Consider the following 19,348-nt stretch of genomic DNA (forward strand, 5'->3'; position numbering starts at 1 on the left):
GTTAATCATAATTAATTCCTTTTAATTATATATTTTCATAGTAGATATGATAATTTTTCATCTATTTAATGGTTAATGATTTGATATATTCTTTATTAATAAATTAATTTTATTGTTAGTGAAGGTATATTATGGCACTTCAAAATTTTGAATTTTGTAATCCTACGCGGATTGTTTTTGGTCAAGAAACTATTAAAAAATTAGATGATTTAATCCCTGCAACAGCCAAAGTTTTAATTATTATCGGTGGTGGCAGCGTTCGAAAAAACAGAACGTTATCCGAAGTTGAAGCAGCATTAGGAAACCGTCAATTTGCGGTGTTTGAAGGAATAGAACCCAACCCAACATTTGAAACTTCAATGAAAGCTGTCGAGAAAATTCGTCAGGAGAATTTTGATTTTCTTCTTGGTGTTGGTGGTGGATCTGTGATGGATGCAACCAAATTTATTGCTGGGGCAGTGCATTACAAAGGAGATGCTTGGGAAATTGTAACCAATGGAGGCAGTAATATTACCAGTGTAGTGCCTTTTGGATTTGTTCCTACATTGCCAGCAACAGGATCAGAAATGAATTGTGGTGGCGTTATTTCACGTAAATCTACGAATGATAAATTACCTATTCATAATGATCTTTTATATCCTTTATTTTCTATTTTAGATCCAACTAAAACATACAGCTTACCTAAAAATCAAGTTGCAAATGGCGTTGCTGATGCGTTTGTCCATATTATGGAACAATATTTAACCTATCCTATTCATGCAGCAGTGCCTGATCGTTTTGCCGAAGGACTGTTATTGACTTTGATTGAAGAGGGGCCAAGAACCCTTAATAATCCTGAAGATTATGAAGCACGTGCAAATTTCATTTGGGCAGCAACCATGGCACTGAATGGATTGATCGGTGCTGGCGTTCCTCAAGATTGGGCGACTCACATGATCGGTCATGAATTGACGATTTTATATGGTATCGATCACGGTCGAACATTATCAATTTTGTTACCCTCTTTGATGAACGAAATGCGCAAAGATAAGCACGGCAAATTGGTTCAATATGGTCGTAGAGTTTGGGGATTGCAGGGCAATGATGAAGAAAAAATCATTGATGAAGCGATTGCGAAAACCCGTGCATTCTTTGAAAGCCTAGGCATTCAAACCTATTTGAAAGATTATGATGTGGATAGCAGTGCGGTTAATAAAGTCGTTGAACAATTAAATCGTCATCAATTAACAGCCCTTGGGGAAAAAGGTAATATATCCCCTGAAGTGGCTCGTCGTATTGTAGAGGCTAGCCTTTAATTAAAAAAACCTCTATATAAGAAATTATTATAGAGGAAAAGGAACCTGTTTATGAAGTCTATACGTCTTATTACTGGCTGTATTGGGATATTAGGAATGGCTTGCCTTGGAATAACAGGTTCCAGTAATCAAGCAGCTGCACAAGTTGTTGTATCAACTTCGTCTAATAATGGTGGTATGCAGCTTTCAGCTCAAGACCAAGCTTTGTCCAATCAAGCGCAAACATGGATTAATAAGTTAACCACGCTTGAAGCAAAGTTCCAACAAATTGCTCCAGACGGTCAGCGTAGTACAGGAACGGTATGGATAAAAAAGCCAGGTCGTATTCGGTTTGAATATAATAAGCCCAGCCAGCTTCTGTTAGTCGCGAATGATGGCAAAATGGTTTTCCACGATAGCGAAGTTGGGCAGACAACGACTATACCTTTGGATCAAAGTCCATTAGGATTATTGTTAAAACCTCAACTGAGTTTTTCTGGCGATGTGACCATAACAAATTTCACGCCACCGAATATTAATGGTTTGTTTCAAATTACCGTTGTGCGTACAGCCTCGCCATCGGATGGCAGCTTAACATTAATTTTCAATCAAAATCCGATGATGTTAAAAGCTTGGCGTGTTTTAGATGCTCAAGGGCGCACAACCATGGTTGATTTATATGATTTGCAACCAGGTGTTTCTGTTAAAAATAAGCTCTTTAAAATGGATTTTGAAGATTAATTAACTTGTTTGCGTCTAGTAAACAAAAGATATTCAAAAACTGATTCTATGATAAAGTTTAGGCTTATAGTTAACATATAGGCCTATTTTTATGAAAAATTCTCAAGCTACTATACAGGGTTTTGATCAAATATCATTACGGATAGGAGATGTTGTTTTTATTCGTATTGATAATTTTATATTTAATAGAGTAGCAAAAGCCACCTTATCATGGACAAATCATGTAGGGATTATTATTGGCTTTAAACATAATGAATATTGGGTAGCAGAAAGTACAATTCCATTCTCAAAAATCATTCCTTTATCTAAATTTATAGCCCGATCCAAAAAAGACTCTTTTGCGATTGCACGATTAAAACAGCCCTTAAGTAACACGCAAAAAATAAACATTATGCACGCTGCAAAAAAGAGAATGGGGATATTATATGACACAGGGTTTAATTTATGGTCTGGTCGTCAATTTTGCTCTCGATTTGTATATGAGGTTATTAAAGAAGCCACAAATATTGAATTGGGGGAAATTGAAAGTTTTAGAAAGTTGTTACATAAAAATCCTGAATATGGATTAGGCTTTTGGAAAATATGGTTTTTAGGATTTATTCCTTGGCAACGCTTAACAGTAACCCCAGCCAGCCAATTTAATAGCAAGGTCATTGAATTGGTTTATGATTATCGTTATCAAGAGTGAATACTGAACATTAAGATTTATGTGTTCTAATATATGTTAAAGTTTATAACGTATTGAAACAGCAAAAAGATAGTTACGAGCAAACGATTTTGGAGACATGAATAATGTATAATATAGATGATCAAGTTCAAATTCTAAATTCTTTAAAAGATGATTTGGAAAAACAACAAAAATTACCAAATGATACATTATTAAATGAATATGAAACCATATTAGAAATTAAATTTTCTGATGAGTATCGAGATTTTATTAAAAATATTGAGCATGTTTTGTATAATGGATTAGATAATTCATCCATGGATGGTATTGTTATAGATGTTAGAAATCTATTAGAGTGTACAAAAGAAGCAAGAACAATTGAGTTGCCCAGAAATTGGTTACCTATTGTTGAAGATAACGGTGATTATTATTGTGTAAGACCCGATGGTAAGGTTGCTTTTTGGTCACATAATGGCTCAACAGATGAAACTTGGGATAATATTGCCACTTGGATTCAAGATGTTTGGATCGGCGGCAATTAAATAAATAATCTGATAGCAATAAATCGACAGCTTTTATGGCAATGGATTTGTTTTTGATGAATCATGGGTATGAGCTGTAAAGATGCGATGATTTATAACATATAAAGATGATGGTATCCCTTGCCCAAGGGAAAATATCCCAAGAGCAAGCCATAGAATATTTAAAAGAATATTCTAAATTCTTATAAAAAATCCTAAATATGATTGAAAAGATTTACCATTCTTATTAAATTATATAGTTGTTTTTTGCTGAAGAATAGAGGCCTTTGCTATTCCTTTTTGTTCTAGCATAGCACCCACTTCAAATAATAAATGCTCTTGAAATGGTTTTGCCATAATTTGTAAACCAAAAGGCAAATTTCCGTCCCTAGTAATTGGAACAGATAAAATTGGGCATCCAGTAAGGCTGAGGGATTGTGTGTATATTCCAATGTTTGTGTATGCAGAAACAGATTTTCCTTCGACTGTAACAACAGGATCATCAATCTTGGGTGCGATATCTCCTGTAGTCGGTGCAATCAATAAATCATATTCTTTAAAAAGTGTATTTATATATATTTTAAACCACTGTTCTATTTTTTTTGCTTGTAGGTAGGAGGACGTTGGTAACATAGCACCTGCTATTAAACGATCTCTAGTGTCTGGGTCATATTTTAAAGGATATTTTCTCAATATTGGTAAATGTAAAGCGCCTCCTTCAGAAGCCGTCATTAGATATGAAGCGATGCGTGCTTGCTCAACATATTGTAATTCAATTTTTTTGTCGGATTGAAATAAAACCATAATATCTTGTATGACTTTTAAAATCTCAGGGTTTACATCTCTTTCAAACCATCCACCCAACTGTGCAACTTTTAAATTTGATGATAAAGCATTAACAGAAGAGTTAAATGTTCCAGCCATTACATCACAAACAATCTTTAAGTCTGTGATATTTTGGCAGAATGGACCAACAGTATCACAACTTTCTGATAATGGATAAACGCCTTGCATTGGCATCGAATTATAAGTAGGCCTAATGCCCCATACTCCGCATAAAGCTGCAGGAATACGTATAGATCCATTGGTATCAGAACCTAAGGAAAAAGGTAAAATTCCGGCCGCTACAGAAGCAGCAGATCCTCCCGAAGATCCACCTGCAAATCTTGAAGTATCGTGAGGGTTTCGTGTAATCCCATAGTAAGAATTATCTGTGATAAATCCATAAGCAAATTCATCCATATTCAATGTTGCAATAGGAATAGCCCCTGCTTCACATAGGCGCTGGATAACAGCAGCATCTTTAGATGCGGGCTTCTTATTTTTAAATACTTGCGAGCCTGAAGTTGTAATTTCTCCTTCAAGATCAAATAAGTCTTTGACGCCAAAGGGAACCCCTGCTAATGGACCAGGATCTTTACCACTAGCAATTAAACTATCAATATGATGAGCAGCTTTTAAGGCGCGTTCCTCTAAAATACGAGTGACGCTTTTAATAGAAGAGTTTGTTTTCTGAATAAGATTTAAATAATGTGTGACTATATCGTGAGCAGAATAGTGACCAGAACGAATATTCGTTGAAATTTCTTTTATTAAGCTCATATATTTGGTTCCTCTGTTTTAGGCTGGTTCAAATCACATTCTTGAATAATTTTGCTATAATCTTCTAAAAACTGCAAATTATGTTGCACGCCTTTAAATGCTTCTTGAGGAATTTTCAAATCAATCATTTTTGATAACTTATCAATGAATTCAGCGGAAAAATTATTCATTTTGAGACTCCTTTAATATTTATGACACAACATTCTTTAAAACAGAAACGACTGGTAGGTTAACTCTTTCACATTATAAACTAATAAAATTTATAAATAATATGATCAATCTTGTAACAATAGACCGCTCTTTAAACGGTTGACAAGACAATCAATCAATAACTTGTTTTCCTTAAATAGGATTATATCAAGATGATGGTATCCTTTGCTTAATGGTAAATATTCTAAGAGTAAGCTATAGAATATTTAAAAAACATTCTAAATCCTTATGAAAGACGATATATAATACCTATCTTATAAAATAAGACTTGTAATTTTGTTTATTTTCTTGGAAACCCTATCCCATGAGTTATGCAATAAAAGAAATTTTTTTAACCCTTCAAGGTGAGGGCGGACAAATTGGGCGCACCGCCGTTTTTTGTCGTTTCACAGGGTGTAATTTATGGTCAGGACAAGAAGCAGACAGAGCCAGTGCCGTTTGTCAATTTTGTGATACTGATTTTGTTGGAATGGATGGTGTGGGTGGCGGACGTTTTGCCGATGTACAAATGCTCGCTAATGCCATAGAACAATGCTGGGGACAGCGTGACCAGAAGCAACGGTTTGTCGTGTTTACTGGCGGAGAGCCTTTGTTACAATTAGATGAACAACTTATTCAGGCTTTAAAACAAAAAGATTTTTATATAGCCGTTGAAACCAATGGTACCTTACCAGTGCCAAAAGGGGTTGATTGGATTTGTGTCAGCCCAAAGGCAGGGGCAGAGTTAGTACAAACATATGGCGATGAGTTGAAATTAATTTATCCTCAGGAGGGATTAGACCCTCAAGATTTTATCGAGTTTGCTTTTACGACCTTTCGTTTACAACCCAAAGACGACCACAATAAAAAAGAGCATTTGCAAAAAGCGATTGAATTTTGTCAAAATAATCCTGTATGGCACCTTTCGCTACAAACCCATAAACTTATAGGAATTCCATAATGACGGACGATCACACTGTTTCTTTTTCCGAAAGTGCTTTGGTTTTATTTTCTGGTGGACAAGATTCTACCACTTGTTTGGCATGGGCGTTACAGAGGTTTCAAAAGGTTGAAACATTAGGGTTTCATTACGGACAACGCCATGATGTGGAAATGCAATGCCGTCATGGAATTCGTCAGAAAATTAAGGATATTAATCCTTTATGGTCTGATCGTTTAGGTGAAGATCATGTATTAAATCTATCTGGTTTTGGAGCCATTTCTGAAACCGCTTTAACGCGTGAAACTGCAATCGAATGGGATAAACAAGGGTTACCGTCGACTTTCGTTCCAGGCCGTAATTTACTCTTTTTAACTTATGCTGCGATTATCGCAGATCGTCGTCATTTACGTCATATTATTGGTGGGATGTGTGAAACGGATTATTCTGGTTATCCAGATTGCCGAGATGACACAATTAAAGCATTGCAAGTTGCTATTAATCTTGGAATGAGCAATCGTTTTGTTTTGCATACGCCATTGATGTGGGTTGATAAAGCCGAGGAATGGCGTATGGCCGAACAATTAGGTGGTCAGCCATTGATAGAGCTCATTAATAAAGATACCCATAGCTGTTATTTAGGAGATCGCTCTCACGCTCATGAATGGGGGTATGGATGTGGTGAATGCCCAGCATGTGAATTACGTCGTTCTGGATGGAAAAATTACGTGCAGCAAAAGGACAAGTAAGTGTTAGAGTTTGTTTTTACACGCCGTTTTGCAATGGCCCATCGTTTGATTCATGGATCAAGCGAGATTTGTGCGACGCCTCATGGGCATAATGAAGAGGTGCGAGTTTATTTAAAGCCAGTGGAGATCAAGCCTTTAGATGGAAAACAAAATGTTGTCGTTCCTTTTCAACAAGCGAAAACAACATGGCATCGTTTTATTGACGGTTCGGTCGATCATGCCTTTCAACTCGCTGAAAATGATCCGTTGGTTGAGTGGTTTAAACAACATGAGCCACAACGTCTTTCAAGATTACTCATTACACCAGGTGATCCTACGACAGAGTTATTGGCGTGTTTGTTGATGAGTAAACTCAATTGTTTTTTGACCGTTGAACAATCAGGTTTACATTGTGAACAAATTGAGATTATGGAAACACCAACGAATACTGTGCGTTTTACAGGAAATCCGCTGGAGTTTATTCCAAATACCCGCCCACCAGAGCAATGCTGGTGGCGACGCGCGGATATGAGTATGTCAGAATTAGAAGGTTAATATTTAACTTTAAGCAAATGTAAAACCTTTCTGATAATCTCTTTATTTATGTTAATTTCAAGTTCTCTTAATTTAAAAGATACATGTTTTTGAGATACTTTAATAGAAGCTTTTGATACACTCCAAACAAGTAACTCATGAAGAGAAAATTTTTTATAGTGTCCCTTTAATCTATATTTCCAATATAAAGATCTGAATGGGTGGTTACAACTATATCTCCAAGGTTTCTTTTGGTCTGTGTAGTGAATAATGCCTATATTTTGTAAAGCATCCTCAGCGTCTTTCATAGAATATTTATATTCAAGATCATTATATTCCAGCATTCTACTATTAATATTCCAACGTAAAGGAATAATTTTTGTTTTTTGAGAGTAAGTTATATTTAGTATATCTTGATCTTGAAGAGTGATTATTTCTTTATATTTATAATAATTTTCAAAGTAATTTATAAAGATATTGCTAAATTCTTTTCTTATTTGTGCTAGATTAAATATCATAATCCCTGCATTAAAATAATTTGTGTCTGGCAGAGATAGTCGTCTTGCTTGGAGAATGCCACCTTCGTCTAACACAGCGCCAACGCACATATTATCTAATGGTTCTTCCCACAGTTCAGCGATATTGCCATAGACAATGATATCTGAATCTAGATAAATAATTTTTTTAATGTCATCAGGCAGTAAATCTTGAATAGTTAATCGATAGTAAGTGTTTAAAGAAATATACTCTCTATTTAACGGAAGAGCATTAAATTGCTTCTTATTAATTTTAACGTAGTAAATACGAATATTTTGATTTTCAGCTTGTTTAATTATTTTTTTATTTTTATTAGAGAGCTTTTCGTCATGTAAGATATAAATGTGTATAGATTGTTGGGGATGTGTATTTTGTATCATAGAGGTAATCACAGCATCGCCATGTGCTGCATAATTATCATCGAAAGACATGCAAATATTAATCGGCTCTCTGACCAGTTTCTTGGTTGTTGGCGCCTTATGAGCTAATATTGCTCTTGAATCATATTTAGGTTTATCAAAAACACCAAAAGTAATTCCTAGAGTAGTCAATTTTAGTTTTGGGTATTGATTAGTGGCATAAATCACATAGCAATTAATTAATCTCTCCGCAATAAATCCCCATATTCTATACTGATATGCGTTATAGGATGAAATATCAATTCTTTTTTCTGCTTCAAATAATACACCGAAAAGGAAATCACAATATTCATAAAAATATTCCTTTTTCATAATAGCAATATTACCAAAAAAACAATGCTTATTACTTAAAGTATCAAGTAAAGAAAAGTAAAATTGTGGGTATTTTGCTTTAACAATGTCAATAATAATATCTAGATCTTTACTATAATGTTCTTTTGCATAAAAATCATAACCAGTCATTAAATGATGGTTGGCTCCTACAGGGTGAATACCCCATATAGGGGCAGTCACAATGTCATATTGAGAACAAAAAGATTTTATGTTTTCAGAATCCCATCCACCATTCTCTATTTCTGCTTCTGAGATTTGGTTAATGATATAAAAGTTATTGTCATCTTTTTTAAAATGTAAATATCGACGATAATGCATTAATCCATAATAGTCAGCATCTAAATTTTTCCATGCCCAGTATAAAGCTGTTAATTCACACCAGGATTTATTTTTGGCAGAGATATTATCTCCTGTATTGTCCCCAATACAATAATCCAAAGTTACTTTACTAATTTCTTTACCAACTTGAATAGGAACAAAACACTCATTTTTAACATAAGGTGCTTCTTTATGATGGCACAGTAGGATTTTAACAGAGGGTTGTTTTTGTGGTAAATTAGGAAAATTATTATGCATACGGAGTAATACCTTGGGTTAATTTTTAATTAAATATAGGTTGTATAAAACAGATTTATTAAGACAGCAATCCATTGTTATATTGTTATTTTTAAATATACATAATCATTTCCAAAAAATTGATGTTTTTTTTTCATCTATTATATTGTGGCTCACAAATTTCCGACCATTTTAGATATTGTGTGTAAATAGCTTCATACTCTTTGGCTCTTTGCAGATCAGGTGTCATTGTTTGAGCAATGGGGCTGGCCATATGTTGTTGAGCTTCTGTTACATTTTTATATAGTCCCGCGGCGACAGCGCCAAAAATAGCACCTCCAAGCGCACAGCATTGATCGGATTCAGAAATTTCGATGGGACGGTTCATTACGTCAGCACAAACTTGCATAATCACGGGTGATTTTTTGGCGATTCCACCAATGGCCATTACGGTATGAATAGGAATATCTTGTTCAATGAAACATTCCATAATGGCACGCGCCCCACAAGCTGTGGCAACGACAAGGCTTCCGAAAAGAGTAGGGGCATCACTGGCCAAAGTCATACCTGTGATTGTGCCTTTCATTCGTTGATTAGCATAAGGGGTTCTGCGTCCGTTAAACCAATCCAGAGCAATCGGCAAGTGATTTAAATCAATGTGCGTAAACCATTCTTGTGCAAGATCATTTAAAAGGGTTTTTTCTGCTTGTTCTAATTCTTGAGGATCGGAAATATGTTTTTTTAATTGTTGTAATGGCCAAGAAAGTAACCGTTGGTACCATGCAAAGATATCGCCGAAAGCGGATTGCCCCGCTTCAAAACCGATATAACCTGGAACGACACTGCCATTGACTTGACCGCAAATGCCTTTGATAAAGCGATCAGTGACCAGCTCTTTTTCTGCTGTTAGCATATCACAAGTCGATGTCCCAATCACCTTGACCAAAGAATAAGGTTTAGCAGCAGCGCCCACCGCACCAATATGGGAATCAATACCGCCACCAGCAATAACCACTTTTTCTGAGAGTCCTAATTTTTCAGCCCATTCAGCGGTTAAGGTGCCAACAGGAACCTCCGCAGTATATGTATCTGTAAATAAAGGATAGGGTAACTCCTCAACCAATGAAGGGTCAAGGTCTTTGAAAAACTCATAGGAAGGTAATCCATTCCAATGTTCATTCCATAAACATTTATGTCCTGCAGCACAACGGCTACGTTTAATATCTTGAGGTGCGGTTGTTCCAGAAAGTAACGCTGGCACCCAATCCGAACACTCGATCCATGAAGCAGCAGCTTTTTTTACAGCTTCATCTTGTTTAAAAATATGTAAGATTTTTGACCAAAACCATTCCGAAGAGTAAACACCACCACATCCTTTTAAGTATTCTGAATGCTGTGGTTGCTCGCATAGCTTATTAATCGCCTCTGCTTCTTCAATGGCGGTATGATCTTTCCATAAAATAAACATGGCATTGGGATTATCGGCAAATTCAGGTAGCAGTGCCAAGACTTGCCCTTTTTCATTGATCGGGGCTGGGGATGAACCTGTTGCATCGACACCAATTGAAATCACATGATCGGCAGCAGAACCCAGTTGTTGAACCACAGATTGAATGGCTTTAGTAAACGATTCAATAAAATCCAGAGGATGTTGTCGAAATTGATTTTTTAATGGAACACAATATTGTCCTTGTTTCCATCGGGGATAATAAACGACTTCTGTGGCAAGCTCTGTCCCTGATGAACAATCGACGGCTAGCGCACGCACAGAGTCACTACCGAAATCTAGACCAATTGAAATTGCATTTGTCATTTTATATAGGTTCCAACGTATAATGATTTAAAGTGCAGTGTATCGTTATTCATTCAAAAAAATAAGACAATGCAGCTTAATCACAAAAATGTTATCATATTGGTCGTGTAACCATCAGCCAAAAAATTAATAAAAAACACAGAAAGGTTGGCCATCCCAAAGCAAACCACCATTTAAAGTAACTCCACCCTTTTTGGGGAAATGGAATTTGTTGTTCATATGCAATTTGTGCCAACTCGGCGATATGGATTTGGAGTTGCACAACAATAATCCATAAAATAATGGACAGACTATATAAGATAATGCTCCAAACAACCCATAACGTCGAAAATGGGATATGCATTATATGGACTAAGATGATCCCAGTGACGGCTTGTATGATGGCACTGGGTAATGTCATAAACCAATCTGCTTTGACAACCCGTTGAGAGGCTAGCGCCATGTCTTTGGGATGCCTTCGGATAAAGGCATCAACCATTACAATTGCTGTGATGATTCCCGATGCAAATAGAACTGTGGCACTTAATACATGGATAAAGACAAAGAGTGAAAAGATGCTCATAGGTTCATCCAATAATAGGCTGTTTAAAAATCATTGCTGCCATTGCCAAGGCAAATCCAATCCAGCCTATACCGCTTAGTAAGCAGCCTATTTTTAAAAAAATTGGTTTTTCTTGAAAAGGCAGTGATAAACATAAATAGGCTAACAATAAACATAGCCCTCCTAAAAGGACACCTGTAATAATTGCAAAAATAATCCAAGGTTCAGTCATGGAAATAGTGCTGAAATGGCTTAGAAAGAAACCTGAAATTATCAGGATCACTAGGGCGGGCATAAATAAAATAAAACTGGCAATTACAGAAGTGATTTGAAGTTGCAAACTTTGTGTTTGTTGGCCTTGTTTTAATAATAAAATCGTATGAATAAAGATTCCAAATCCCATGCCTGTCACCATAACAGCGCATAAAACATGCAGTGTTTTTAATAGTCCGATCATTTATCGATCATTCGCTATGGATAACATAATCCCAATTAATCCAATAACAGCAATATTTTTCAGCAATGACCCGAATAGATCAAACCATAAAGCAGGTGAAACAACAGTTAATCCGACCGTATAGAGAATGACTAATGCGAGTTGGGACAACCATAATTTATTTGACCATTTTCCAAGTAAAATTTTAACTGCAAAATAAACATCTATGATTGAAAATAGATAAACCAGATAGAGTGAAAAAGGGCTGGCAGCAATAAATTGTGGCAGGATGGTGCGTAAATGTTCTGGGGTTGTCATAAAGCCTGCAATTGCCGATCCTAGCCAAATCAAGGCAAGAAATAAAGCAAGTAAAGGTCGAGCTAAAAATAATTTGCTGTGCCAACGATCCTGTACAAAAGAGGGATGCGTCTGATACACTTTATCCATAGAACGCATATTGATTCCCAAACTATTCTTTTGCTCTTCTGGAATAATAAAATCGGTATTTAGTTGGCTGACAACCGCTGTAGAAAATCCCCATAGTGGGAAATAATCGCCAATTTTCCCCATTATTTTTGCACCGATCAATGGCATAGATATGATCTTACAAGGATTGATCCCTAACCACCGTCGTGTTTTTTGTAAAATATTTGCAAAATTTAATGTTTCAGGACCAGCAATTGAAAGGGTTTGAAAATTTTGCTCAGCAGGTAAAGATGATGTGCATGCTTTTAAAGCAATTTTAGCCAAATCAAACGCCCAAAGCGGTTGGAATTTTTGCTTGCCTCCATTGGGTAACAAAGCAGCAAATGGCATAGCGCATAACCCTCTTAACGCACTACTGCCGCCATAACTGCCTGTGGAATATACAAAAGAAGCGCGCAGAATGATGCTCTCTATGTTTGATTGGCATAAAAGCTGCTCGCCCTTTAATTTTGTATCTGCATATTCACTGGTAATATTTTCTTCTAAGGATAGCGCAGAAATATGGACAATTCTGTTGATATTGGTTTGTTTACAAGCAGCGATTAATGTTTCTATTAATTGAATATGTGCATCATTTGCCAATGTTGTGCCTGGTTTGCCAAGAACACCAATGGTATTAATCACAGCATCGCAACTTTGTAATGCTTCAACAAATTGCTGAGAAGAGGAGATGCCTGCAATAATTTTAAAACATTGTGCATCAGGAAAGATCATTTTGGCACGCTCTGCATCGCGGCACCCAATAACGACTTGATGATTTTCTGCAATCAAAGTGCTGACAATATGAGATCCAATAAATCCGGTGCCGCCTAATACACAAATTTTCATCATTTTTTCCTTAGGATTACAAGTCATTGCTTGAAAGTTATAAGTATAGAGGGAAATGAGATATTTGTATATTTAGAAAATATGGGGTTAATACAGAACAAAATACTCATCAGTAAAATCTATCTTTATATGGGTAATATAGGAATAATATCCAATAGGAATCTGTTGTTGAATGAACTGAATTTTAAATTCAGATGCCGAGAGTTTTCATTTGTTGAATAGTATACTTACTTAATGATGATTGTTTAAATCGTAAGAGATCGTGATATGATACGACCATCTATTATGAAAAACTATTTATAGCATTTACTTTATAAAAATAAATGAAGCATCTCGGAATAAAGAAAGTGATTTTTAATGACTGAACCTGTAATTAGTTGCCCGCATTGTCATACAGATATTTTATTAACTGAATCACTGGCAGCTCCTTTAGTCATGGCAACTAAACAAGAATACGAACACAAGACCTCAGAATTTATGAAAAAGATCTCGGAACGAGAGCAGGTTTTACGGTCTAGAGAAAATGAGTTACAACAAACCAAACAAAATATTGCCAAAGAAATTGAGGAAAAAGTTGCTTGCTCCTTGGAGAATGAGAAAGCAAAATTAATCGAAGAGGCGAGACTCAAGTTACAAAAACAAAATGCAGACGAGTTAAATCGAAGAGCATCCGAGATTAAAGAGTTAGAAAATTTATTAAAAACAAATAATGAGAAGTTACAAGAAGCTCAACAATCACAAGCCGAATTTCTGAAAAAGCAGCGTGAGTTAGAAGACCAAAAAAGAGAATTAGAACTGACCGTTGAAAAACGTGTGCAACAAAATGTCCAAGCAATTCACGAGAAAGCTCGTAAGGAAATAGAAGATAATTTTCAGTTAAAATTTTCTGAAAAAGAACAGCAAATTGCCTCCATGCAACGCAAAATTGAAGAGCTGAAACAAAAGGCAGAACAAGGTTCTCAACAATTACAAGGCGAAGTCCAAGAGCTGCTTTTGGAACAAGCACTTCAATCTCAGTTTTATATGGATCAAATTGCGCCCGTTCCCAAAGGAGAATTCGGTGGGGATGTTTTGCAGCATGTGCTCAATCCTCATGGGGTCGATTGTGGATTAATGATTTGGGAGGCTAAACGAACCAAGCATTGGAATAATGAATGGTTAATGAAATTAAAAGACGACCAACGTGCAGCCAAAGCCGATATTGCCATTATTATCAGTCATGCGCTGCCTCAGAATGTTGAAACTTTTGAGTGTATCGAGGGCGTATGGGTTATTCATCCCAAAGTTATTCTTCCTGTAGCAACATTACTCAGAGAATCCTTGATACAAATTCATTTCGCACGTCAAAGCGCAAAAGGACAGGAGACCAAAGCGGGAATGATTTATGATTATTTGACTGGTACTCGTTTTCGCCAACGTGTTGAGGCAATTGTTGAAGCATTCATATCCATGCAAGAAGATTTAAACAAAGAAAAGAAAGTCATCACAAAACAATGGGCCAAACGAGAAGAGCAAATTAATCGTGTGATGCAATCAACGATTGGCATGTATGGTGATTTACAAGGGATCGTTGGGCAGTCCTTACAAGAGATCGAAGGGCTAGAGTTAGATTCTTTGTTATTGGAATAATATTGTGGGATAGGGGGCATTCTTCAAAAACCAAGTAATCGATTATTTTGAATGCTCTATTGCTAAGCTTGATTTGTGGTGTTTCGATAGGTCACACGACTTGTAGTAAACGGGCCTGGGTTTTGTTGAATAATTTCGATGTTATGGTCTGTAACCTTAGAAATAATCGCCACACGCCCATAAGGATTCAAAAGATACCCTTTGAAAATCAATAAATCACCAATTTGAGGCTGGACAGTGCCATTATCAAATTGCAATAACCCTCTGGCACAATTTATTTGACCAGAAGGAGTCTTCATATCAAGGAAATCTTTGGCGTTTACTTGAGCTTCTAGTATTTTATGATGATAGAATTCGTAATAATAGCGTTTAACAAATTCTACACATTGATATTTTAATCCTAGATTATATCCATCAGGAGCCAGATTGCGCCCTGTAACATTGTTCATGCCACCGTTATAATAGACTTTAACGCTATTTAATTCGTCAATCACCTCACCTACATGGTGAGAAGGATTGAAATTAACATGTGTAAATGCCCAATAGGATGAAAAACATAAGAAGCCAATTATTAAAATAATTGTAACTATGTATTTTTTCATTATAAGGCATCACAACAAGGGACTAAGACTATATCTTCGCTTCGTCTAGAATATGCTTTACATCGCCTTGCCAAACAGTTGCATAACGTTGTAACCAATATTCTGCTTGTGTAGGACCACCGTTACTGATTTCATGTAGGGGATTTAAATAAATTTGCTCATCTTGTCCCGCAGGATTTTGAATATTGCGTTTTTTTAATCCTTGCATGGATAAAGCAAGCACGCGTTTCGCAAAATGACGAAGATTTTCTTTTCCCAATAAGACAGATAATCCACTTTTAGTAACTTGAGAACGAAGCTCGATATAATCTTGCCACCTATATTCTTTAACTAAGTCCTCTGCGGCTATTAAGGTTTCTGGGTCATATAGTAATCCAGTCCAAAACGCAGACATTGCCAACATCATTTCGGGTGATCCTGCATCAGCACCACGCATTTCGATATATTGTTTTAAGCGAACATCAGGAAAAGCGGTGGTGATATGATTTTTAAAATCACCCATAGTGACTTGTTCGTTTTCAAATCCTTTGGGGGCTTTGCCGTTTAACCAATCTCGAAAAGATTCCCCTGCAACATCGATCATTTTTTCATCACGAATGACGAAATACATCGGTACGTCCAGTAGCCATTCTACATATTGTTCAAAACCGAAATTTGTTTCAAAAAAAGAGGCTGGCATTCCAGAACGATGATTGTCGGTATCTGTCCAAATATGCGCACGAGTAGATTGATATCCGCTGGGTTTTCCTTCGTAAAAAGGAGAATTCGCAAAAAGGGCGGTGGCTAGGGGTTGTAAAGCCAATGAAACACGCATTTTACGTGCCATATCTTCTTCGGAAGAAAAATCAAGATTGACTTGAACGGTACAAGTTCTGGTCATCATATCCAACCCTAAGGTGCCAACTTTGGGCATATAGGCTTTCATGATTTTATAACGTTCTTTAGGCATCCAAGGCATTTGATCGCGTGTAGCAAATGGATGAAAGCCAAGAGGAGCAAAACCAATATTCAAAGGATCAGCAGCTTGATGCACATCTTGGAAATGGGCTTCCATTTCTTGCTTGGCTTCATGCAGATTGCTGACGGGTGCGCCTGATAATTCAAACTGTCCTGCTGGTTCCAAAGAAACAGCGCCACGATCCGTATCAAATCCAATAATGTTCTCTTTGTCAAAAACGCCTTTCCACTCGGGATGGCTTTGATGCATCGAGGTCAGAATGGATTGGATACCATTGGGTTCATAAGCAGGCGGTAATAAATAGCGAGGGTCTTCTTGGTTAAGAATAAACCCAAACTTCTCATGTTCAGTACCAATCCGCCATTTATGAATGGGCTTACAGCCTTCAGCTAAATGTTCGGCTAACTGAGTGGTTGAGGTAATTGGTGTTTGATCTTGATCTAAAATACTGGACATTCACAACTATCTGTTCTGGTCAAAAGGATAACGACAGGAAACATTATTTTCTAAGCACGAACATGCTGTGCAAACAGGCTGAGCCCTGCAACAATAGCAGTTTCTGCTTTTAAAATTAAGTTACCAAGAGATAAAGGTTGCACAAAATCATAAAGAAGTAAATTTTTTATTTCATTTGGGTCAAAGCCACCTTCGGGGCCGATCAAAATACCATCATTTCCACCATAGTTTTGTGTGGTATTGGGCGAGATACGATACTCAGCACATCGTTCCACAGCAACCCATAAGGTTCTGTTTTTTTGCCAAGTAGAACAAAAATCAAATAAGGAAATAATCGGTTTTATTTCGGGAATAGTTATTCGATTACTTTGTTCGGCGGCTTCAATTGTAATGGATCGAAAGCGTTCTTCTTTAATTTTAGGTGTATTGGTGCGTAAAGTTTTTACTGGTTGAATGGTTTTTACACCCAGCTCTGTCGCCATGCGAATAGCTAAATCAGTAGCATCCCGTTTTAATGGCGCAAAAACCAAGGTTGGACCCAATGGTATGATGGGTAAACGTAGTTGTTTAACGGGTTCAATCGTACCTTTATTTTTTGCAATATGATTAATCTGACATGACCACTCACCATCTCGTTCATTAAAAAGAACAACTTGTTCAAGCGGTTTCAACCGCAAAACCGTTCCAAGATAATGTGCCGTAGCAGCAGAAATGGCATAGTCATTACCAATTGATAATGCCTCAAATTCTTGTGGATCAATATAAATACGAGGAATAAACGACATATAAGCTCAATAAAGTGATAAATTATAAAAAAGAATGAAAACAATTTTATATTACTATAAGAAGATAACCTTGTATTCTTGTTTATCTTATTTCTTATTATTTTATCAGGATATGTTGTGAATCAGTCTTCTTCACGTTCAGATATAAATTTATCTTGGGTTCGTTTTCTTCCTCAATCTTGGCAACCTTATGCGTTATTGTCGCGTATTGATCGCCCAATTGGCAGTTGGCTGCTGTTTTTACCTGGAGTATGGGGGATTGTGTTGCCTCATGGTATTCCCACAATGACACGGATTAAACTCATTATTTTATTTGCCATTGGTAGTGTCGTAATGCGTAGTGCAGGCTGTGTCGTCAATGATATTTGGGATCGAGATTTTGATCGACAAGTTGCACGTACTCAACAACGCCCGATTGCGAATGGTACTATCTCAGTCAAACAAGCGCTTTTTTTCTTATTTGTTTTGCTGATGATAGGGTTGGTGGTTTTATTGCAATTAAATCCTTTATCTTGGATATTAGGTGCTTCCTCTTTAATCTTAGTTGCTTTGTATCCTGGTGCAAAAAGAGTGACATGGTGGCCTCAGTTAGTGTTAGGATTCACCTTTGGTTTTGGTGCGCCTTTGGGGTATGCAGCAGCAACGGGATATTTGTCATGGACGCAAGCGGCTTTATATGCAGCAACTATTTTTTGGCAAATTGGGTTTGATACAATCTACGGCTATCAAGATATCGAAGACGATCAACGTGTTGGGGTTAAATCAACCGCCAGATGGGCTGGGGAAGCAGGCAAACAATTTGTTGCCATTAACTATGCGTTATGTGTTTTCTTTCTAATTGTGACAAGTATTTTAAATCACAATTCATTCCTTGCGTTACTGGTATTATTGTTACCGATTGCACATTTCGTCTGGCAGATTCAGAAATTTGACTTACATAACCCCAAAGTTTGTTTAACGCTTTTTAAATCAAACAGAGACGTAGGGATCCTTATTGCTTTGGCTCTTTTGATAGGTAACATCATTTAATGACGAATTTTTCCCAGTTTGAACATCTAATTACCCAACATACTGCACTTGAAAAAACAGATTTTGTGCCAGAAATTATGTTGTATCAAGCCAGTGAGATTACACCGATTTGGCAAGTCACAGAGGCTTGGTTAAATCATCAAAATATAGAGCCTCCTTTTTGGGCATTTGCATGGCCAGGTGGAAAAGCATTGGCACGATATATTTTGGATAATCCTAAATTAGTCAAAGACAAAAGAGTTCTGGATTTTGCAGCTGGCTGTGGCATTGCAGCGATTGCAGCGGCAAAGAGTGGTGCTGCGTATATTGAAGTGGCTGATATTGATCCATTGGCACAGAAATCTTGTGCGTTGAATGCCAAAGTAAATCACGTATTGTTGGATAAGAACTCGAATGATGTGGTTGGGCAAATTTGCTCTTGGGATATTATTTTTTGTGGTGATGTCTGTTATGAAGCCCCAATGACTCAACATATTTGGCCATGGTTAAAAAATTGTGCCAAGCAAGGGGCAACTGTATTTATTGCCGACCCAGGGCGTAGTTATTTGCCCAAAAAAGAACTGACCCCAGTTTGCACGTATGATATTCCCACGACATTAGAGTTGGAAGATTGCAAGGTGCGCAGAACAGTTTTGTATCAGTTGGTTGGTTCTTAAAAAAAGTTAGATTGTAATTGATTATCACATAAATTATTGAACAATTATGAAATAATATAAATAGAATAATATATTCACATCTAATTCTA

General features: G+C 36.6%; 20 protein-coding genes. 10 read left to right on the plus strand and 10 right to left on the minus strand.

From position 1 onward, the window contains the following. Positions 1-131 precede the first annotated feature (131 nt). The 4 genes from PQG54_RS05720 (at position 132) to PQG54_RS05735 (ending at position 3,224) form a co-directional block, all read left to right on the plus strand. Entirely contained in the window at positions 132-1,295 is a 1,164-nt protein-coding gene (locus PQG54_RS05720) for an iron-containing alcohol dehydrogenase (RefSeq protein ID WP_271789736.1), read from the plus strand. A gap of 51 nt (positions 1,296-1,346) precedes the next feature. Next, positions 1,347-2,015, plus strand: a complete 669-nt coding sequence (locus tag PQG54_RS05725; RefSeq protein WP_271789735.1) for a LolA family protein — start codon at positions 1,347-1,349, stop codon at positions 2,013-2,015. A gap of 91 nt (positions 2,016-2,106) precedes the next feature. Then, positions 2,107-2,703 carry a YebB family permuted papain-like enzyme gene (locus PQG54_RS05730; RefSeq protein WP_271789734.1) on the plus strand — a complete coding sequence of 199 codons (597 nt, stop codon included), beginning with the start codon at positions 2,107-2,109 and terminating at the stop codon, positions 2,701-2,703. A 104-nt stretch (positions 2,704-2,807) separates the two neighbouring features. After that, positions 2,808-3,224 (plus strand): SMI1/KNR4 family protein, encoded by a 417-nt coding sequence (locus PQG54_RS05735; protein WP_271789733.1) that lies wholly within the window; start codon positions 2,808-2,810, stop codon positions 3,222-3,224. Between the two features lie 231 nt (positions 3,225-3,455). On the opposite strand, the gene PQG54_RS05740 is transcribed toward PQG54_RS05735, so the two are convergent. Beyond that, entirely contained in the window at positions 3,456-4,805 is a 1,350-nt protein-coding gene (locus PQG54_RS05740) for an AtzE family amidohydrolase (protein WP_271789732.1), read from the minus strand. Then, complete coding sequence (locus PQG54_RS05745) at positions 4,802-4,975, minus strand: DUF4089 domain-containing protein (protein ID WP_271789731.1); 174 nt, start codon at positions 4,973-4,975, stop codon at positions 4,802-4,804. The genes PQG54_RS05740 and PQG54_RS05745 overlap by 4 nt, the downstream gene beginning before the upstream one ends. Positions 4,976-5,319: 344 nt before the next feature. On the opposite strand from PQG54_RS05745, the gene queE reads away from it, so the two are divergent. The 3 genes from queE to PQG54_RS05760 are packed head-to-tail and all read left to right on the plus strand — an operon-like array spanning position 5,320 to position 7,217. After that, on the plus strand, positions 5,320-5,955 hold the full coding sequence (gene queE, locus PQG54_RS05750) for a 7-carboxy-7-deazaguanine synthase (RefSeq protein WP_271789730.1): 636 nt from the start codon (positions 5,320-5,322) through the stop codon (positions 5,953-5,955). Continuing rightward, positions 5,955-6,683: a 7-cyano-7-deazaguanine synthase QueC gene (gene queC, locus PQG54_RS05755; protein WP_271789729.1), complete on the plus strand. Its 729-nt coding sequence runs from the start codon at positions 5,955-5,957 to the stop codon at positions 6,681-6,683. The genes queE and queC overlap by 1 nt, the downstream gene beginning before the upstream one ends. Then, on the plus strand, positions 6,684-7,217 hold the full coding sequence (locus tag PQG54_RS05760) for a 6-pyruvoyl trahydropterin synthase family protein (RefSeq protein WP_271789728.1): 534 nt from the start codon (positions 6,684-6,686) through the stop codon (positions 7,215-7,217). Here PQG54_RS05760 and PQG54_RS05765 read toward each other — a convergent pair. The 5 genes from PQG54_RS05765 to PQG54_RS05785 all read right to left on the minus strand — a co-directional run bounded on the left by PQG54_RS05765 (position 7,214) and on the right by PQG54_RS05785 (position 13,147). Next, positions 7,214-9,061, minus strand: a complete 1,848-nt coding sequence (locus tag PQG54_RS05765) for a DUF4422 domain-containing protein (RefSeq protein ID WP_271789727.1) — start codon at positions 9,059-9,061, stop codon at positions 7,214-7,216. The genes PQG54_RS05760 and PQG54_RS05765 overlap by 4 nt on opposite strands. 133 nt (positions 9,062-9,194) lie before the next feature. Next, on the minus strand, positions 9,195-10,853 hold the full coding sequence (locus PQG54_RS05770; RefSeq protein WP_271789726.1) for a ribulokinase: 1,659 nt from the start codon (positions 10,851-10,853) through the stop codon (positions 9,195-9,197). A 94-nt stretch (positions 10,854-10,947) separates the two neighbouring features. Further along, positions 10,948-11,415 carry a DUF2269 family protein gene (locus tag PQG54_RS05775; RefSeq protein ID WP_271789725.1) on the minus strand — a complete coding sequence of 156 codons (468 nt, stop codon included), beginning with the start codon at positions 11,413-11,415 and terminating at the stop codon, positions 10,948-10,950. Between the two features lie 4 nt (positions 11,416-11,419). Then, positions 11,420-11,851: a DUF2269 family protein gene (locus PQG54_RS05780; protein WP_271789724.1), complete on the minus strand. Its 432-nt coding sequence runs from the start codon at positions 11,849-11,851 to the stop codon at positions 11,420-11,422. Further along, entirely contained in the window at positions 11,852-13,147 is a 1,296-nt protein-coding gene (locus tag PQG54_RS05785) for an SDR family oxidoreductase (RefSeq protein ID WP_271789723.1), read from the minus strand. A gap of 354 nt (positions 13,148-13,501) precedes the next feature. Between PQG54_RS05785 and PQG54_RS05790 the strand changes: the two genes are divergently transcribed. Further along, on the plus strand, positions 13,502-14,773 hold the full coding sequence (locus PQG54_RS05790) for a DUF2130 domain-containing protein (protein ID WP_271789722.1): 1,272 nt from the start codon (positions 13,502-13,504) through the stop codon (positions 14,771-14,773). A 62-nt stretch (positions 14,774-14,835) separates the two neighbouring features. Here PQG54_RS05790 and PQG54_RS05795 read toward each other — a convergent pair whose 3' ends face one another. From PQG54_RS05795 to PQG54_RS05805, 3 genes are read right to left on the minus strand one after another with little or no spacing between them, the layout of a single operon-like run. Further along, positions 14,836-15,375, minus strand: coding sequence for a CHAP domain-containing protein (locus PQG54_RS05795; protein WP_271789721.1), 540 nt, complete (start codon positions 15,373-15,375; stop codon positions 14,836-14,838). 28 nt (positions 15,376-15,403) lie between these two features. Next, on the minus strand, positions 15,404-16,789 hold the full coding sequence (locus PQG54_RS05800; RefSeq protein ID WP_271789720.1) for a glutamate--cysteine ligase: 1,386 nt from the start codon (positions 16,787-16,789) through the stop codon (positions 15,404-15,406). 50 nt (positions 16,790-16,839) lie between these two features. After that, positions 16,840-17,574 (minus strand): RsmE family RNA methyltransferase, encoded by a 735-nt coding sequence (locus PQG54_RS05805; RefSeq protein ID WP_271789719.1) that lies wholly within the window; start codon positions 17,572-17,574, stop codon positions 16,840-16,842. Between the two features lie 117 nt (positions 17,575-17,691). Between PQG54_RS05805 and ubiA the strand changes: the two genes are divergently transcribed. After that, a complete protein-coding gene (gene ubiA, locus PQG54_RS05810) occupies positions 17,692-18,603 on the plus strand; it encodes a 4-hydroxybenzoate octaprenyltransferase (RefSeq protein WP_271789718.1) in 912 nt (303 codons plus the stop codon). Next, positions 18,603-19,259: a class I SAM-dependent methyltransferase gene (locus PQG54_RS05815; RefSeq protein ID WP_271789717.1), complete on the plus strand. Its 657-nt coding sequence runs from the start codon at positions 18,603-18,605 to the stop codon at positions 19,257-19,259. The genes ubiA and PQG54_RS05815 overlap by 1 nt, the downstream gene beginning before the upstream one ends. The last annotated feature ends 89 nt before the right edge of the window (positions 19,260-19,348 follow it).

Source organism: Commensalibacter communis, assembly GCF_947179015.1.
Classification (GTDB): Bacteria; Pseudomonadota; Alphaproteobacteria; order Acetobacterales; family Acetobacteraceae; genus Commensalibacter; species Commensalibacter communis.

Coding starts and splice junctions, on each gene's coding strand:
- PQG54_RS05720 (WP_271789736.1), top strand. CDS start 132: ATGGCACTTCAAAATTTTGAATTTTGTAATCCTACGCGGATTGTTTTT.
- PQG54_RS05725 (WP_271789735.1), top strand. CDS start 1,347: ATGAAGTCTATACGTCTTATTACTGGCTGTATTGGGATATTAGGAATG.
- PQG54_RS05730 (WP_271789734.1), top strand. CDS start 2,107: ATGAAAAATTCTCAAGCTACTATACAGGGTTTTGATCAAATATCATTA.
- PQG54_RS05735 (WP_271789733.1), top strand. CDS start 2,808: ATGTATAATATAGATGATCAAGTTCAAATTCTAAATTCTTTAAAAGAT.
- PQG54_RS05740 (WP_271789732.1), bottom strand. CDS start 4,805: ATGAGCTTAATAAAAGAAATTTCAACGAATATTCGTTCTGGTCACTAT.
- PQG54_RS05745 (WP_271789731.1), bottom strand. CDS start 4,975: ATGAATAATTTTTCCGCTGAATTCATTGATAAGTTATCAAAAATGATT.
- queE (WP_271789730.1), top strand. CDS start 5,320: ATGAGTTATGCAATAAAAGAAATTTTTTTAACCCTTCAAGGTGAGGGC.
- queC (WP_271789729.1), top strand. CDS start 5,955: ATGACGGACGATCACACTGTTTCTTTTTCCGAAAGTGCTTTGGTTTTA.
- PQG54_RS05765 (WP_271789727.1), bottom strand. CDS start 9,061: ATGCATAATAATTTTCCTAATTTACCACAAAAACAACCCTCTGTTAAA.
- PQG54_RS05770 (WP_271789726.1), bottom strand. CDS start 10,853: ATGACAAATGCAATTTCAATTGGTCTAGATTTCGGTAGTGACTCTGTG.
- PQG54_RS05775 (WP_271789725.1), bottom strand. CDS start 11,415: ATGAGCATCTTTTCACTCTTTGTCTTTATCCATGTATTAAGTGCCACA.
- PQG54_RS05780 (WP_271789724.1), bottom strand. CDS start 11,851: ATGATCGGACTATTAAAAACACTGCATGTTTTATGCGCTGTTATGGTG.
- PQG54_RS05785 (WP_271789723.1), bottom strand. CDS start 13,147: ATGATGAAAATTTGTGTATTAGGCGGCACCGGATTTATTGGATCTCAT.
- PQG54_RS05790 (WP_271789722.1), top strand. CDS start 13,502: ATGACTGAACCTGTAATTAGTTGCCCGCATTGTCATACAGATATTTTA.
- PQG54_RS05795 (WP_271789721.1), bottom strand. CDS start 15,375: ATGAAAAAATACATAGTTACAATTATTTTAATAATTGGCTTCTTATGT.
- PQG54_RS05800 (WP_271789720.1), bottom strand. CDS start 16,789: ATGTCCAGTATTTTAGATCAAGATCAAACACCAATTACCTCAACCACT.
- PQG54_RS05805 (WP_271789719.1), bottom strand. CDS start 17,574: ATGTCGTTTATTCCTCGTATTTATATTGATCCACAAGAATTTGAGGCA.
- PQG54_RS05815 (WP_271789717.1), top strand. CDS start 18,603: ATGACGAATTTTTCCCAGTTTGAACATCTAATTACCCAACATACTGCA.